This window comes from Streptomyces sp. NPDC001617 (genome assembly GCF_053596855.1).
Genome location: NZ_JBSFHA010000024.1, coordinates 1 through 15,390, shown reverse-complemented (window position 1 = coordinate 15,390; position 15,390 = coordinate 1). Strand labels below are relative to the sequence as shown.

Genomic DNA, 15,390 nt, shown 5'->3' with positions numbered 1-15,390 from the left:
AAGGACGGGTGTTCGGATGCCGAGTGGGCACCGAAAACCCCTGGTCCGTTCGGGTGTGGACCAGGGGTTACGGCTGCTATTGCCTGAATTCCGTAACGGTGACGGGCCGCTCAATCATTGGCCAATGATCAGGCCGCACCGGCGCCCGCGTCGCAGGCCTGGCCCCGCAGCCCCCGCGCCAGGTCGTCCCGCGCCTCCAGCACCAGCCGCCGCAGCGCCGGTGCAGAGTCCTGGTGGGCCGACAGCCACGCGTCCGTCGCGTCCAGCGTCTCCTGCGAGTCCTGCAGCGAGGGGAACAGGCCCCCGACCACGTCCATGCCGATCTGGATCGACCGGTCCTGCCACACCCGCTCGATCGCCTCGAAGTACTTCGAGACATACGGCGCCAGCAGCGGGCGCTGCGACGACTGGCCGAAGCCCGCGATCGTCGCCCCCACCAGCGCGTTGGACAGCGCGTCCGACTCCACCACCTGGGCCCACGCCTGCGCCTTCACCGCCTCCGAGGGGCGCGAGGCCAGGCAGCGGACCTGGTGACGCTTGCCGGACGCCGTGTCGTCACGGGCCAGTTCGGCGGCCAGCTCCGGCTCGCCCACCACGCCGTGCGCCGCCAGTGGCTCCAGGAACGCCCAGCGCAGCTCCTGGTCGACCTCCAGCCCGTCGATCTTCTCGGTGCCCTCCAGCAGCCCCCGCAGCAACTGCAGCTCCGCCGGCGCCGACGCCACCACCGCGAGGAAACGCGCCCACGCCAGCTGGTGCTCGCTGCCCGCCTCGGCCGCCCGCAACTCGCGCAGCGCACCCTCGGCCAGCAGCCGCTCGCCCTCCGGACGCCAGGCCGGCGCCGCGTAGTTGACCAGCGCCGAGTTCGCCCACGCGTGCAGCATCTGCAGGACGCCGATGCTCGACTCACGGCCCGAGAAGCGCAGCACGATGTCCACGAACTCCCGCGCCGGCAGCAGCGCGTCCCGCGTCATGTTCCACAGCGCCGACCAGCACAGGGCACGGGCGAGGGGGTCGGTGACATCGCCGAGGCCCGCGTTCAGCGTCTCCAGGGAGCCCGCGTCGAAACGGATCTTGCAGTAGGTGAGGTCGTCGTCGTTGACCAGGACCAGCTCCGGGGCCTCGGCACCCGACAGCTCCGCCACGACCGTACGGGCGCCGTCGACATCGACTTCGGCCCGTGCGTAGCGCGCGAGAACGCCTGACGCGTCCCGTCGGTAGAGCCCCACCGCGACCCGGTGCGGCCGCAGCTCGGGGTGCGACTCCGCCGCCTCCTGGACGACCGCCAGCTCGTCGACGCGACCCTCCGCGTCCAACAGCACCTGCGGAGTGAGGGAGTTGACGCCCGCCGTCTGGAGCCACGCCCGCGCCCATGTCACCATGTCGCGGCCGCTGGTCTCCTCCAGGACCGACAGCAGGTCGCCGAGGCGCGTGTTGCCGTACGCGTGCCGCTTGAAGTAGCGCCGCGCGCCCTCCAGGAACGCGTCCCGACCGACGTACGCGACCAACTGCTTCAGTACGGACGCCCCCTTGGCGTACGTGATGCCGTCGAAGTTGAGCTTGGCGTCCTGGAGGTCGCGGATGTCGGCGGTGATGGGGTGGGTGGAGGGGAGCTGGTCGGCGCGGTAGGCCCAGGCCTTGCGGCGGTTGGCGAAGGTGATCCAGCCGTCGGTGAAGCGGGTGGCGCCGACCAGCGAGAACGCGCCCATGAAGTCGGCGAAGGACTCCTTGAGCCACAGGTCGTCCCACCACTCCATGGTGACCAGGTCGCCGAACCACATGTGCGCCATCTCGTGCAGGATCACGTTGGCCCGGCCCTCGTAGGAGGCCTGGGTGACCTTGCCGCGGAAGATGAACTCCTCGCGGAAGGTGACCAGTCCGGGGTTCTCCATCGCACCGAGGTTGTACTCGGGCACGAACGCCTGGTCGTACTTCCCGAAGGGGTACGGGTAGTCGAAGTGGTCGTGGAAGAAGTCCAGGCCCTGCTTGGTGACGAGGAAGACGTCGTCCGAGTCGAAGTAGGGGGCCAGGCCCTTGCGGCACAGGGCGCCGAGGGGGACACGGAGCGTCGTGCCGTCCTCGAAGGTGCGCTCGTAGGAGTCCGTGACGTAGTGATAGGGGCCTGCGACGACGCAGGTGATGTACGTCGAGATCGGCTTGGTCTCCGCGAAGCGCCAGACGCCGTCCGCCCGGTCGCCGCTGCCGTTGCTCCAGACCGTCCAGCCCTCGGGTGCCCGCACCTCGAACCGGTAGGGAGCCTTCAGGTCCGGCTGCTCGAAGTTGGCGAAGACGCGGCGGGAGTCGGCCGGCTCGTACTGGGTGTAGAGGTAGACCTCGCCGTCCTCGGGGTCGACGAAGCGGTGCAGGCCCTCGCCGGTGCGGGAGTAGGCGCACTGGGCGTCCACGACCAGCTCGTTCTCCCCGGCGAGGTCCTCCAGGAGGATGCGGGAGCCGTCGAATACCTGGCCGGGGTCGAGGTCCTTCCCGTTGAGTGAGACGGATGTCACACTCGGCGCGATCAGGTCGGCGAAGGTGGTGGCGCCGGGCTCGTTGCTGCGGAAGCGGATCGTGGTGACGGACCGGAACGTGCGCGGGCCCTCCCCGTTCTCCTCGCCCACCGCCGAACGCAGATCCAGGGACACCTCGTACCCGTCGACGGACAGCAGGGCGGCCCGCTCCCGGGCCTCGTCACGGGTCAGATTCTCACCGGGCACGGGCAGCGCTCCCTCGGCTGGTGTTCGGTATGTGGACAGGGCTGATCCTGCCATGTGGCGCTGACACCAGGTATGCGGGAATGCGGGAATGCGGGAATGGGGACGGGGACGACCGGTGTTGCCGGTTGAAACGAACACTTTTCCTAGGAGAGCCATGTCCGAGACCGCGAGCACCTCCGCCGCGAAGACTCCCGTCGACTTCTGGTTCGACCCGCTGTGCCCCTGGGCCTGGATGACCTCCCGGTGGGTGCGGGAGGTGGAGAAGGTCCGGGACATAGAGGTCCGCTGGCACATCATGAGCCTCGCGGTGCTCAACGAGGACAAGATCGACCAGCTGCCCGAGGAGTACCGGGAGATGCTCGCGACCAAGGCGTGGAAGCCGGTCAAGGTCGTGACCGCGGCCTGGCAGAAGCACGGCGCCGACGTCCTCGGCCCCCTCTACACCGCGCTCGGCACCCGCATCCACAACAACGGCGAGGGCCCGACGGTCGAGGCCATCGCCGGTGCGCTCGCGGACGTCGGCCTGCCCGCCGACCTCATCGACTACGCCGACCAGGACGACTTCGAGTACGACGCCGAACTGCGCGCCTCCCACAAGGAGGGCATCGAGAAGGTCGGCCAGGAGGTCGGCACCCCCGTCATCGCGGTCCCCGGCCCCGACGGCGAGCAGATCGCCTTCTTCGGCCCGGTCGTCACCCCCGCCCCCAAGGGCGAGGAGGCCGCCCGACTCTGGGACGGCACCCTCGCCGTCGCCTCGGTCCCGGGCTTCTACGAGATCAAGCGCACGCGGACCAAGGGGCCGGACTTCAGCAACCTGTAGGGCGCCTGCACGGGGAAGTCCCCGCCGTCCCGCCAGGGCGGATTCCGGACGTCACTTCTCGGCGGCCTCCTCCTTCTCGTTGCCGAACTTCTCGGGGAGGAGGCCGCGGTCGTGCAGATGGCCGGCGCGGAAGTACGTGCGGCAGCCGGCCGCGGTGCAGCGCCAGAGGTCGTCCACGAAGTGGCGGGCCCCCTTCGCCTCCCGGACCGCCGCCTTCTCGTCGTCGTGGAGCTTCCGGAACTCCTGCATCGAACCGCAGTTCGGGCATGCCCGGGTCCTCGTCATCAACCCCTCCTTGCGCTCACCGCCAGGTCAGGGAAGTAGTACAGCGCGTACGCGGCGACGGCGCGCCCGAAATGGCCCGATCCGGTCATGCGCGGGCGCGGCCTCGCGCCTCTTTCAGGCGGGCGAGATGGTTCTCGTACGCCTTCGTGTAGTACGCCGCCCGTGCCGCGTCCGGCTCCACGACCGCCGTCGGCTCGGTCCAGGCGGCCGTGTCCAGGGTGACGCCGTACCGCTCGGCCGCCGCCAGCACCGCGCCCCGGGCGCCGACTTCACCCTCGACGACCCTCAGCGGACGGCCCAGGACGTCCGCCAGCAGCCGCATCCACGCGGGGCTGCGCGTGCCGCCCCCGCACACCGCCAGCGAGCCGGTCAGGCCCGCAGCCTCCAGACAGTGGCGAGCCGCGAAGCCGATGCCCTCGCAGGTCGCGCGGATCAGGTCGGCCTTCGTCGACTCCAGACAGACCCCGGTGAGTTCGGCACGCAGATGAGGCTCGACGAAGGGGGCGCGCTCGCCGGACGGGGCGAAGTACGGCAGGACGCGGACGCCGTTCGCGCCGGGCGGGGTGTCGGCCAGCAGGGCGTCGACCTCCTCGTGGTGGACGCCGGTCGTCGACAGCACCCAGTCCAGGGCCGCCGTGCCGACCATCGCCGGCATCGCGCGCAGCCAGTGACCGGGGCGGTCGGTGGAGATGTACAGGCCCGCCGGTTCGCCGGTCAGATCGAGATCGGTCGTGGCGACGAGGCCGGCCAGGCACGTGCCGACGATCAGCAGCCCGTCGCCGGGGCTCGTCACGCCCGCACCCAGGGCACAGGAGGGGAGGTCGTACGGGCCGTTCGCGAGCCGTGTGCCGGGCGGCAGACCCTCGCCGCGCGCCTCGGCCGTGACGATCGGGTCGCCGATCGGGGCGAGGAGGCCCCGGCGGTGGGTGAGGCCCAGGAGCTCGACGACCCGGTTGTCGTAGGTGCGGGTACGGGGGTCCAGGAAGGGCATGGACGCGTCGGACACATCGGTCGTCGGCGGGGCCCCGGTCAGCCGCCGGAACACCATGTCCTTGCAGTACAGGGCCGTCGTCGCCGCGTCCAGGGACTTCGGTTCGTAGCGGTCGAGCCAGGCCAGCAGGGGCCCTGGGCAGCCCGGGAACATGGCGCTTCCGGTGCGCCGGAAGACGGTCTCGAAGGTGCCGTCCGCCAGCCACTGGTCGAGCAGTTCAGCGGCGCGCCCGTCCATCCAGGAGGCGGCGGGGCGGACGGGGTGGCCTTCCTCGTCGACGAGCCAGACGCCGTCGCCCTGGCCGGTCAGTCCGGCCAGCTCGATGGGGTGCGGCAGGCGGGCGGTGAGCGATTCCAGTACGGCGACGACAGCCGCGTACACCTCCTCCATGTCCTGCTCGACGACACCCCCCTGCAGCGCGAGCCCCACCGGCCTTGATTCGACGGCGAGTGCCCGCCCCGCACCGTCGAACGCGGCCGCCTTCACCAGGGACGTGCCCACATCGATACCGACGTACATCTCGCCTCCAGGCTCAGGTCAGACAGTGCGCCAACGTCTCGCCACGCGCCCAGCGCCCCACTTCCTCGGCGGCGATCCGCGCCGCCTTCTCCGCCACGGCGCGTGAGGCCCCGCCCAGGTGCGGGGTCATGACCAGGCGGTCGCGCAGGGCGAACAGACGGGAGCCCGGGGGGACCGGCTCCCGCTCGTACGTGTCCAGTGCCGCCGCCGACAACCGGCCGCTCTCCAGGGCGTCGCACAGCGCGTCCTCGTCCAGGAGAGGGCCGCGGGCCGCGTTCACGACCACCGAACCCCGGGGGAGAAGAGCGAGTTCGCGGGAGCCGATCAGGCCCCGGGTCTCGGGGGTGAGGCGGGCGTGGAGGGTGATCACCCGGGAGCGGCGCAGGAGTTCGTCGAGGGACGACACGCGCAGGCCGTGGATCTCGCCGCGGACATAGGGGTCGTGGACCATCACCTGCGCGCCGAAGGCGCAGAGGGCACGGGCCACGCGGCTGCCCACCGCGCCGTAGCCGACGAGTCCGACGGGGAGGTCTTCCAGCTCCAGGCCGCTGTGTTCGTAGGTGTAGTACGTCGCCCCTTCCCAACTCCCCTGGCCGGCGAGGAGGTTGTGGACCTGAGGGATGCGGCGCAGTGCCGACAGCATCAGGCCGACCGTGAACTCCGCCGTTGCGGCGGCGTTGCGGCCGGGGGCGTAGCAGACGCGGACGTCGTTGATCTTCGCCGCGTCCAGGTTGACGTTCACCGGGCCGCCGCGGCAGACGACGACCAGACGGAGGGCGGGGCAGGACTCCAGGACGCGTTCGGTCACCGGGCCCATCTGGGTGACCAGCACCTGGGCGCCCGCGAGCGCCTCGATCAGCCCGTCCTCGGCGTCGCTGGCCTCCGTCACCTCGGCCACCGGGCCGAAGGGCTCCAGTGGCCAGCCGAGCTTCAGTTCGCGGACCTCACAGGGGAGTTCGGCGTCGAGCGCCGCCCTGATCAGCGACGGCAGGATGAAGTGGTCGCCGGCCGCCAGGACACGTACAGGATCGCTCATCGCAGGGACTCTCCCGTCTCGGCGTCGAAGACGTGGGTGTGGTCGGGATCCGCGGTGACATGGACCCGCTCGTCGTGGGCCAGCCGCACCTCGGGGTCGGTGAGGACGACCAGGGGGCGTTCGACGCCGTCGAGGGCGAGGGTGGCGATGCCCGCCTCCAGGAGGGGTTCGTGGGCGACGACCCTGGCGGGGAGGCCTGCGTCGCCCGCGAGGGTCAGGTCCTCCGGGCGGATGCCGACCACAACCTCGCGGCCGGAGGGGAGCGGGAGGGGAAGCGGGAGGTGGACCGCGCGCGACAGGCGGGCCCGGCCGTCTTCGGCGGCGACCCCCGGCAGCAGGTTGATCGCCGGTTCGCCCACGAAGTCCGCCACGAACAGGTTGGCGGGGCTGTCGTAGATCTCGTACGGGGTGCCGAGCTGCTGGATCACGCCGTCCCGCATGACGGCGATGCGGTCGGCGAGCGAGAGCGCCTCCTCCTGGTCGTGGGTGACGAGGATCGTCGTATGGCCCAAGTCCCGCTGGATGCGCTTGAGTTCCCGGCGGGTGGTGTCGCGTTGGGCCGCGTCGAGATGGGAGAGGGGCTCGTCCAGCAACAGCACATCCGGTTCGCGGATCAGGGCCCGGGCGAGCGAGACGCGTTGTTTCTGGCCGCTGGACAGGCCCGCCGGGTGGGCGTCCAGGACGGTGGTGAGATCGACCCGCTCGGCGATGTCGGCGACCTTGCGGGCGACTCCCCTGCGGTCGCTGCCCCTGCGTGCCCTCAGGCCGAACGCCAGGTTCTCCGCCACCGTGAGCGGGGGATAGAGGGCGTAGTTCTCGAAGGCGACCCCGATGTTGCGGGCCTGGGCCGGACTTCTGATCACCGACCTGCCGCCGACCAGGATGTCCCCGCCGGTCACCGCCTCAAGTCCGGCGATCATGCGCAGGGTGGTGGACTTGCCGCAGCCGGAGGGACCCAGCAGGCCGAGCAGCTCACCGGAGTCGAGGGACAGGTCGATCCCGCGTACGGCGTCCACCGGCGGGCGGCCCCGCGAGCGGTACGTCTTGCGCAGATCACGTAGCTCCAGCTCGGTCATCCTCGCTGCCCCCTCTCTTGTCGCTCGTTCGCCTCCGGGGCGCTGCAGCCGGTGTCGGCTCACTCGCCGGCGCCGTCGCGCAGACCTCGTAGCGGACCTTGTGCTCGTCCAGGTCCCGCAGCGCCTCCGCGGACGCCCCGTCGTCGACCAGCAGCAGGTCGAAGCGGGAGAGCGGGACGACCCGGTGCAGGGCGGTCCGGGCGAGCTTGGTGTGGTCGATCAGCAGGACATTGCGGGCGGCCGCATCGAGCATGGCCCGCTTCACCGACACGATGTGCTGCTCCTGGTGGTAGGCGTAACCGCCGTGCACGGCCGACGTGGACGCGAAGCAGACGTCCACCCGGAGGGACTGGACGGCCTCGACGCAGGAGACGCCGAGGAAGGAGGAGTGCAGGGGGTCGTAGTCGCCGCCGAGGGCCATCAGATGGATGCCTCGCTGGTCGGAGAGGAGGTTGATGGCCTCCAGGAAATTGGTCACGACCGTGAGGGGGGTTATCTCGCCGAGGCGGAGACGGCGGGCTATTTCCAGCGTGGAGGTGGAGTCGTCCAGCATGATCGCCATGCCGGGTTCGATGAGCCCCAGGGCGTGCTCGGCGACGGCCGCCTTCTCGGCACGCATGGTCTTGAGGCGGTACTGGACGTTCGACTCGAAGACGCCGGACGGCTGGGCCGTCACTCCGCCCCTGAACTTCCTTACGATCCCCTGCCGTTCGAGCTCGTCCAGGTCACGATGGATGGTCATCAGGCTCACTCCGAAGCGCTCGGCGAGTTCGGCCGCGGTCGCCGAACCGTCCGCCAGGACCTGCTCGGCCATGGCGGCCTGGCGGGCCGCGGGTCCCTGTTGTGCACCGGTGTTGCCGCTCATCGTGTCCCGATCCGTCGTCCTGGGCGCTTTGGCCGGTCGGCCTCGAACAGCAGCAGGTTCTCAGGTCGGACCGTCAGCCGTACCGGATCGTCGGGGCGCAGTCCGGCCGTGTCGCCGCGCGGGGCGACGAGGGAGGCGTGCTGTTCGCCGAGACGGACGGTGACCTCGACGCTGCGGCCGAGCACTTCGGTGACGTAGACCGTGCCGGTGAGCTCGTGACCGGCGGCGGTGAGGGAGAGGTCGCGGGGGCGGACGCCGACCAGTACGTCCGCGCCGGTCGGCGCCTGCGCGCGGACCGGCAGCTCGACCTCTCCGTCCGCCGAGCGGAAGCCGCCGTCCTCCGTGACGGTGCCGGGGAGGAGGTTGATCCGGGGGCGTCCGAAAGCCCGGGCGACCTCGGTGTCGTACGGCTGGTGCCAGATTTCCTCCCGGGTGCCTGTCTGCACGATGCGTCCGTCGCGGATCACGCCGATCCGGTCGCCGAGTGCCAGGGCCTCCACGGAGTCATGGGTGACGTAGAGGGTGGTCGTGTGCTGGACCGCGCCGATCGCCTTCAGCTCGGCGCGCATCTGCTGACGGAGTTTGGCGTCGAGGTGGGAGAGGGGTTCGTCGAGGAGGAAGGCGCGGGCCGGCCGGACCAGGACGCGGCCGAGGGCGATGCGTTGGCGTTGACCGTTGGAGAGTTGGCCCACCGGGCGGTCCAACAGGGCGCTGATACCGAGGAGTTCGGCGATCACGCCGATGCGCTCGCGGGCCTCGGCCGCCGGGAGGCGGTGGCGCGGGGAGCGGAGCGGGGAGGCCAGGTTGTCGTACGCGGATCGGTGCGGGTAGAGGGCGTAGCTCTCGAAGCACATCGCCACGCCCCGGTCGTAGGGCTCCACGCCCCGCATGTCCTCGCCGTCGAGCTCGACGGTCCCGGAGTCGGGCTGTTCGAGGCCGGCGACGGTCTTGAGGGTTGTCGTCTTGCCGGCACCGGACGGGCCGAGGAGACAGAAGAACTCCCCTTCGCGGACGTCGAGTTCGAGGCCGTCGAGGGCCACGGTCTTCCCGTAGGACTTCCGGATCCCCAGCAGCCGGATCATGACTTCACCGCCCCGAAGGAAAGCCCCCGCACCAGATACCGCTGGATGGTGAGGGCCAGGAGGAGCGGCGGTACGACGGAGACGAGGGCCGCCGCTGCCGTGAGGTTGTACTTGGGGCGGTCGCCGCCCAGGAAGGACAGTGCGCCGACGGTCACCGTCTGGGCCTCGTTGGAGGTGAGGATGAGAGGGAAGACGAAGTTGTTCCAGGCGAAGATGAAGGCGAGCAGCGAGACCGCCGCGATGCCCGGCTTCACCAGCGGCAGTGCCACCTTGAAGAACGCCTGCTTGCGGGTGTACCCGTCCAGCAGGGCCGCCTGCTCCAACTCCGGTGTCAGATCGGCGAAGTAGGACCGCATGATCCACACGATGAGGGGGAGGGTGACGAGTTGGAGGACCCAGATCATGCCGACGTACGTGTCGAAGAGGCCGAGCTTCTGGTAGAGCACGAACAGCGGGATGATCACGGTGAGTTCGGGCGCGAACCGGAACGACAGCAGCGTGAACATCAGGTTCTCGGAGCCCTTGAACCGCCAGCGCGCGGAGGCGTAGGCCGCCGGCAGTCCGACGACCAGGGACAGCGCGACCGCTCCCACCGACACCACCAGGCTGTTCACGAAGAACCGCACGAACGGGATGCCCTCGCTGTCGCCGAGGACCGTGCGGTAGGAGCCGAGGGTCGGGGTGAAGGAGAAGTACGTGCTGAAGAGCTCGTTGGCGGGTTTCAGGGAGAGGATCACCATCCAGGCGATGGGGAAGAGCGCGAAGACGAAGTAGAGGATGAGGGCGAGGTCCGCCAGCCATCCCGACAGCCGTTTCCTGACGGTCATGTGGCCTCGGCCGCCTTTCGCTGGATCCTGCCGAGGTGGCGTACCAGCACCATCGCCGCGAGGTAGACGACGGCCCAGAGGACGATCGTGTAGCTGATGCCGAAGCTGTAGCGCTGGAAGCGGATGGCTTCGAGATAGGCCCGGATCTGGAGCACGACGGTCGAGTCGCCGGGGCCGCCCTCGGTGAGGGCGTAGATGATGTCGAAGACCTTGAGCGAGTCCATGAAGCGGAAGATCACGGCGACGAGTACGTACGGCCAGAGCATGGGGAGCGTCAGGCGGCGGAAGGTGTACCACCAGCCGGCACCGTCGACCGCCGCCGCTTCGAAGGGAGATGCGGGCAGGGAGCGGAGTCCGGCCAGCGCGAGGATCGCGACGAACGGGGTGTAGACCCAGACGTCGACGGCGATGGAGGACAGCAGAGCCCCGGTGGGGGTGTCCGTCCACTGGACTCCCCCCAGGCCGAAGGGCTTCAGCAGGTGGTTGATGACCCCCACCGACGGCTGGAGCATGAGCTTCCACATGATCGCCGCGATCACCGGGGCGATCATGAGAGGGAGGATGAGGATCTTCTCCAGCACCCTTCCCACGATCGACGAACGGTGCAGCAGCAGGGCGACGGCGACCCCGAGCACGGTCTCGACGGCGGCGGCTCCGACGGCGTAGAGGACCGTCACCCAGGCCGAGTTCCAGAAGGCGTCCTGGGTGAAGACGGTCTCGTAGTTGTGCAACCGCACCATGTCCGGCTGCGGTTTGCTCGCCGAGAAGTCGAACAGCGTGTAGTAGAGGCCGAGTCCGAAGGGGTACAGAATCCCGCAGGTCAGCAGCAGCGCCGGGACGATCAGGAAGTAGGGGCGCAGGGTCGGCCGCCAGCCCATCGCCGCTCAGCCCACCTTGGAGGCGAGGTCGCTCGCCAGCCCGTTCAGCACCGACCTCGCGTTCTTGCCGCCGTAGATCTCCTGCAGGGACGCGGCCCAGCTGGTCGTCGCGTCGAAGAACTGGGCCTGCGGGGTGAACTGGATCTTCGTCTGGCCGACGACCGTCTCGAAGGTCTCGATGAAGCCGGGCAGGTGCCGCATCTTGTCCTTGTAGGCGGCGTCCTGGCTGATCGATTTGCGCACCGGGTCGATGTGGTTGTTGGTGATGGCCGCTTTACGGAGGTGTTCCTTCCCGGTCGCCCACTGCAGGAACAGCCAACTGGCGCTCTTCTTCTTGGACTTGGCGTTCATGCCGAGCGACCAGATCCACATGTTGGTGGCGAGGGAGCCGTTCGGGCCCTTCGGCCCGGGATGGAAGGCGATCTTCCCGGAGGCGGGGGAGGCACCCGCGACCGCCTGGAAGTAGGCGGCCGTGTCCGCGTCGAAGAGCATGCCCGCCTTCTTCGCACCGAGGTCGCTGGAGCACTGGTACCAGGTGTACGACGTCCAGGACGGCGGCCCGCCCTGCTTGACCATGCCGGCCCAGTCCTGGGTGAAGGCGATGGCCTCCGGCGTGTTCATCGCGGGCTTCAACGTGCCGCCGGCCACGGTGAAGTCGTGCAGGCCGTTGCGGGCGTACATGGTCATGAAGCCGGGGTGGATGGTGGCCCAGCTGCGGGAGCCGCGGACGGCGATCCCGTACATGCCGTCGTAGCCGGCGGCGGGGGCCTTCCTCTTGATGACCCCGGCGATCTCGCGCAACTCGTCGAAGGACTCGGCCGGTTTGAGGCCCAGCTTCTTGAACACGTCGGTGTTGTAGGCGACGACGTTCGTCTCCCAGCCCCACGGCAGCGCGTACTGCCCGCCCTGGCCGAGGGGCGCGCCGTCCTTGAGCGACCACTGGTCGGCCTGGAGGAGGTTCGGGAAGAAGTCGGCCTGGTCCCAGTCGGCCTCCGTGGCCGAGGAGTTGCGCATCCAGGGGCCGAGGTCTTCGAGCCAGCCGGGTGGCCCGTACTGCCACACCATGTACGCGCCGAGCATGAAGACGTCGTACGAGGCGCGCCCGCTGGACAGATCCACGGTGAGCTTGTCGAAGTAGTTGTCCTCGGGGAAGACGTCGTACTCGACCTTGATGCCGGTCTTGGCGGTGAAGGACTTGAGGTCGGCGATGAGGGCGTCCGTGTACGGGTGCTTGTTGAGCAGGGCCTTGACCGTCTTGCCCTTCTCCCGCTTCCAGTCGAAGGAGCCGGTGACGTCGTCCGCGGCCGACCCGCCGCTCTTCTTGTCGTCGCCGCCGAAGCCGGTCCCGCAGGCCGCGAGTAACGGTGTCGCGGCGGCGCCCGCTGTGAGGGCGAGGAAACGTCGGCGGTCGTGCACGTGCGTGTTCATCCGTGACCTCCACGTGGGGTTGGGCCCGGTGCGCTGTGTGGGTTGACACGTCGAGTCGACTCGTTAACAGAGGGTGTAACGGCGGAAGTTGCGCGTCAATCCCTCGCGCAAGCGAAAATCTCGGGTCAATATCGAGAGTGAGTGAGAAGTTCACAGGATCGGATGCGATACCCCGGAGGTACGGATGCTGGACGAGCGCGAGGCCTGGCTGGGGATCGACCTGGGCACACAGAGCGTCCGGGTGCTGGCCGTCACGGCGGACGGGTCGGTGGTGGGGCGCGGGTCGGCTCCATTGGCCGGGCGGCGCGAGGGGGACCGGCACGAGCAGGACGCGGGGGAGTGGTGGGAGGGGGTGTGCGCGGCTGCACGGGAGGCGATGGGGGAGGCGCGGGGCGTGCGGATCAGGGGGCTCGCGGTGTGCGGGACGTCCGGGACCGTGGTGCTGACGGATGTGTCGGGGCGGCCGGTGGGTCCCGCACTGATGTACGACGACGGGCGGGCGGGCGAGGAAGCGGCGCGGGTGCGGGGGGTGGGGGTGAGGGTGCAGGACACATGGGCGTTGCCGAAGGCGTTGTGGCTGGTGGAGGAGTACGGCGGGGAGGCGGGCGGTGGCCCTGGAGCCGACGGCGGCAGCGGCCCGACCACACCTCACGGACATCCGCCGACCGCACCTCACGGGCCCCGGCCGACCGTGCTCGGCGAGCAGCAGCCGGACGTGTCCGGCGGGCGGGAGGCGGATGTGTCCGGTGGGCGGGAGTCGAGCGTGCCCGGCGGGCAGGGGGCGAGCGTGTCTGGTGGGCGGGAGGGGGACGTGTCTGGTGGGCGGGGGCCGAGCGTGTCTGGCGGGCAGCAGCCGAACCTGTCCGGCGGGCGGGAGGCGGATGTGTCCGGTGGGCGGGAGTCGAGCGTGTCCGGCGGGCAGGGGGCGAGCGTGTCTGGTGGGCGGGAGGGGGACGTGTCTGGCGGGCAGGGGCCGCGCGTGTCTGGCGGGCGGGAGGCGGATGTGTCCGGTGGGCGGGAGGTGGATGTGTCTGGCGGGCAGGAGGCGACCGCACCTCACGGGCACCCGTCGACAGCACCTCACGGGCCCCGGCCGGCCGTGCTCGGCGGGCAGCAGCCGAGCGTGTCCGGCGGGCAGGAGGCGGATGTGTCCGGTGGGCGGGAGGGGGACGTGTCTGGTGGGCGGGGGCCGAGCGTGTCTGGCGGGCAGCAGCCGAGCGTGTCCGGCGGGCAGGAGGCGACCGTATCTCGCCGGCACCGGTCGACTCCGCCCCGCGAACCGCAGCACCGCCCGCGCCCCCGGTCCGGCCGCCGCTCCCACCTCCACCTCGCCCACCCGCCGCGCCTCCGCCTCGCCCACCAGCCCGACGTCGTCGTCGCCCGCCTCACCGGCGAGCCCCCGCCCACCGACTCCAGTCACGCCCTGAAGACCGGCTACGACCTGGAGCGCGACGCCTGGCCGTACACCGCCCTCGCCGAACTGGGTCTGCCCGACGGCCTGTTGCCCGACGTCGTACGCCCCGGCACACGGCTCGGCGAGGTCTGCCCGGCCGCCGCCGAGGCCACCGGCATCCCGGTCGGCACACCCGTCGTCGCCGGGATGACCGACGGCTGTGCGGCCCAGATCGCGTCCGGCGCACTGCGTCCCGGCGCGTGGAACTCGGTCCTCGGCACCACCCTCGTCCTCAAGGGCGCAGCCACCGCCCCCGTCCACGACCCCACCGGCGTGGTCTACAACCACCGTGCGCCGGACGGGAGTTGGCTGCCCGGCGGGGCGTCCAGCGTGGGCGCCGGCGTACTGACGGCGGCCTTCGCGGGAGCGGACCCGGCGGCGATGGACGCGCGGGCGGCCGCCTACGAACCGTCCGGCGCGGTGGCGTACCCCCTCGTCTCGCCGGGCGAGCGCTTCCCCTTCCGCGCCCCGCAGGCCTCGGCCGTGCTCCTGGGCGAACCGCGGGGCGACGCCGACCTGTGGGCCGCCCTCCTGCAGGGCGTCGCCTTCACCGAACGGCTCTGCCTGGACTACCTCCACCACCTGGGCGCCCCGCTGGACGGCCCGCTCACCTTCACCGGCGGCGGCGCCCGCAGCCCGTACTGGAACCAGCTCCGCGTCGACATCCTGGGCCGCCCGGCCCGCGTACCGGCCCAGACGGAGCCGGCGCTGGGCATGGCGGCACTGGCGGCGTACGGCACGGGCGAGGGTTCCCTGGCGGACATCACGGACCGCATGGTCCGCATCGAGACCACCCTCGACCCCCACCCCTCCCGCACGGCCCTCTTCGCCGAGCCGTACGCCCGCCTGGTCGGCGAGCTGACGGCACGGGGCTGGCTGCCGGAACCGGTGGCGGCGCACGCGCACAGCCGCCTCGGCCTGGATACTTCCGGCTCATGAGCACGACCCTCCTCCTGGCTCGCCACGGGCAGACCGTCTGGCACGCCGAGAACCGTTACGCGGGCGTCAGCGACGTGGCCCTCACGGACACCGGACGCGCCCAGGCAGAGGCTCTCGGCCACTGGGCCGCCGCGCATCCGGTCGACGCGATCTGGACCTCGCCCGTCTCCCGCGCCGTCGCCACCGCGGACCCGGCCTGTCGCGTCCTCGCCCTCACCCCGCACCGCGAACCCGACCTGCGCGAATGCGACTTCGGGGTGGTGGAGGGCCGTACGCTCGCCGAGTTCGCGGCACAGGACCCGGACGCGGCGGCGGCCTTCCGCGCCGACCCGGTGGCCCACCCCTTCCCGGGCGCCGAGGACCCGGCCGCGGCGGCCACCCGAGGCCTCGACGTACGCCCGTGGCTGGAACGCGTACGCACCGACCTGTCTCCCGAGTCCCAGAGCCTGATCGCGGTCTACGCGCCCCTGTGGACCCGGC

The 15,390-nt window shown here is 70.8% G+C and carries 13 protein-coding genes and 1 pseudogene; 4 read left to right on the top strand and 10 right to left on the bottom strand.

The features are described 5' to 3' along the window. Positions 1-128 precede the first annotated feature (128 nt). Positions 129-2,711 carry an aminopeptidase N gene (pepN, locus tag ACWC09_RS19790; RefSeq protein WP_450851844.1) on the bottom strand — a complete coding sequence of 861 codons (2,583 nt, stop codon included), beginning with the start codon at positions 2,709-2,711 and terminating at the stop codon, positions 129-131. A 154-nt stretch (positions 2,712-2,865) separates the two neighbouring features. On the opposite strand from pepN, the gene ACWC09_RS19785 reads away from it, so the two are divergent. Further along, on the top strand, positions 2,866-3,531 hold the full coding sequence (locus tag ACWC09_RS19785) for a mycothiol-dependent nitroreductase Rv2466c family protein (protein ID WP_450851843.1): 666 nt from the start codon (positions 2,866-2,868) through the stop codon (positions 3,529-3,531). Positions 3,532-3,582: 51 nt separating this feature from the next. Here the strand turns inward: ACWC09_RS19785 and ACWC09_RS19780 are convergent, their stop codons facing one another. From ACWC09_RS19780 to ACWC09_RS19740, 9 genes are all read right to left on the bottom strand, one after another. Beyond that, a complete protein-coding gene (locus tag ACWC09_RS19780; RefSeq protein WP_450851842.1) occupies positions 3,583-3,816 on the bottom strand; it encodes a hypothetical protein in 234 nt (77 codons plus the stop codon). An 85-nt stretch (positions 3,817-3,901) separates the two neighbouring features. Continuing rightward, complete coding sequence (locus ACWC09_RS19775) at positions 3,902-5,326, bottom strand: FGGY family carbohydrate kinase (protein ID WP_450851841.1); 1,425 nt, start codon at positions 5,324-5,326, stop codon at positions 3,902-3,904. A gap of 13 nt (positions 5,327-5,339) precedes the next feature. After that, a complete protein-coding gene (locus ACWC09_RS19770; protein WP_450851840.1) occupies positions 5,340-6,362 on the bottom strand; it encodes a 2-hydroxyacid dehydrogenase in 1,023 nt (340 codons plus the stop codon). Next, positions 6,359-7,438 (bottom strand): ABC transporter ATP-binding protein, encoded by a 1,080-nt coding sequence (locus ACWC09_RS19765; protein WP_450851839.1) that lies wholly within the window; start codon positions 7,436-7,438, stop codon positions 6,359-6,361. The genes ACWC09_RS19770 and ACWC09_RS19765 overlap by 4 nt, the downstream gene beginning before the upstream one ends. Further along, the gene (locus ACWC09_RS19760; protein WP_450851838.1) at positions 7,416-8,303 is read right to left on the bottom strand and encodes a DeoR/GlpR family DNA-binding transcription regulator; all 888 of its coding nucleotides are present in this window, start codon (positions 8,301-8,303) and stop codon (positions 7,416-7,418) included. Before ACWC09_RS19760 ends, ACWC09_RS19765 begins: the two co-directional genes overlap by 23 nt. Further along, positions 8,300-9,385: an ABC transporter ATP-binding protein gene (locus tag ACWC09_RS19755; RefSeq protein WP_450851837.1), complete on the bottom strand. Its 1,086-nt coding sequence runs from the start codon at positions 9,383-9,385 to the stop codon at positions 8,300-8,302. The genes ACWC09_RS19760 and ACWC09_RS19755 overlap by 4 nt, the downstream gene beginning before the upstream one ends. Continuing rightward, positions 9,382-10,212 (bottom strand): carbohydrate ABC transporter permease, encoded by an 831-nt coding sequence (locus ACWC09_RS19750; RefSeq protein ID WP_450851836.1) that lies wholly within the window; start codon positions 10,210-10,212, stop codon positions 9,382-9,384. The genes ACWC09_RS19755 and ACWC09_RS19750 overlap by 4 nt, the downstream gene beginning before the upstream one ends. Further along, on the bottom strand, positions 10,209-11,090 hold the full coding sequence (locus ACWC09_RS19745; RefSeq protein ID WP_450851835.1) for a carbohydrate ABC transporter permease: 882 nt from the start codon (positions 11,088-11,090) through the stop codon (positions 10,209-10,211). Before ACWC09_RS19745 ends, ACWC09_RS19750 begins: the two co-directional genes overlap by 4 nt. A gap of 6 nt (positions 11,091-11,096) precedes the next feature. Next, complete coding sequence (locus tag ACWC09_RS19740; protein WP_450851834.1) at positions 11,097-12,518, bottom strand: ABC transporter substrate-binding protein; 1,422 nt, start codon at positions 12,516-12,518, stop codon at positions 11,097-11,099. A gap of 184 nt (positions 12,519-12,702) precedes the next feature. Here ACWC09_RS19740 and ACWC09_RS19735 point away from each other — a divergent pair. From ACWC09_RS19735 to ACWC09_RS19725, 3 genes and pseudogenes are all read left to right on the top strand, one after another. Next, positions 12,703-13,113 (top strand): annotated as a pseudogene (locus tag ACWC09_RS19735) (FGGY family carbohydrate kinase); the annotation flags it as partial. 504 nt (positions 13,114-13,617) lie between these two features. After that, positions 13,618-14,910 carry an FGGY-family carbohydrate kinase gene (locus ACWC09_RS19730; protein WP_450851923.1) on the top strand — a complete coding sequence of 431 codons (1,293 nt, stop codon included), beginning with the start codon at positions 13,618-13,620 and terminating at the stop codon, positions 14,908-14,910. Then, a partial coding sequence (locus ACWC09_RS19725) for a histidine phosphatase family protein (RefSeq protein ID WP_450851833.1) occupies positions 14,907-15,390 on the top strand: 484 nt, incomplete at its 3' end. The genes ACWC09_RS19730 and ACWC09_RS19725, both read left to right, overlap by 4 nt.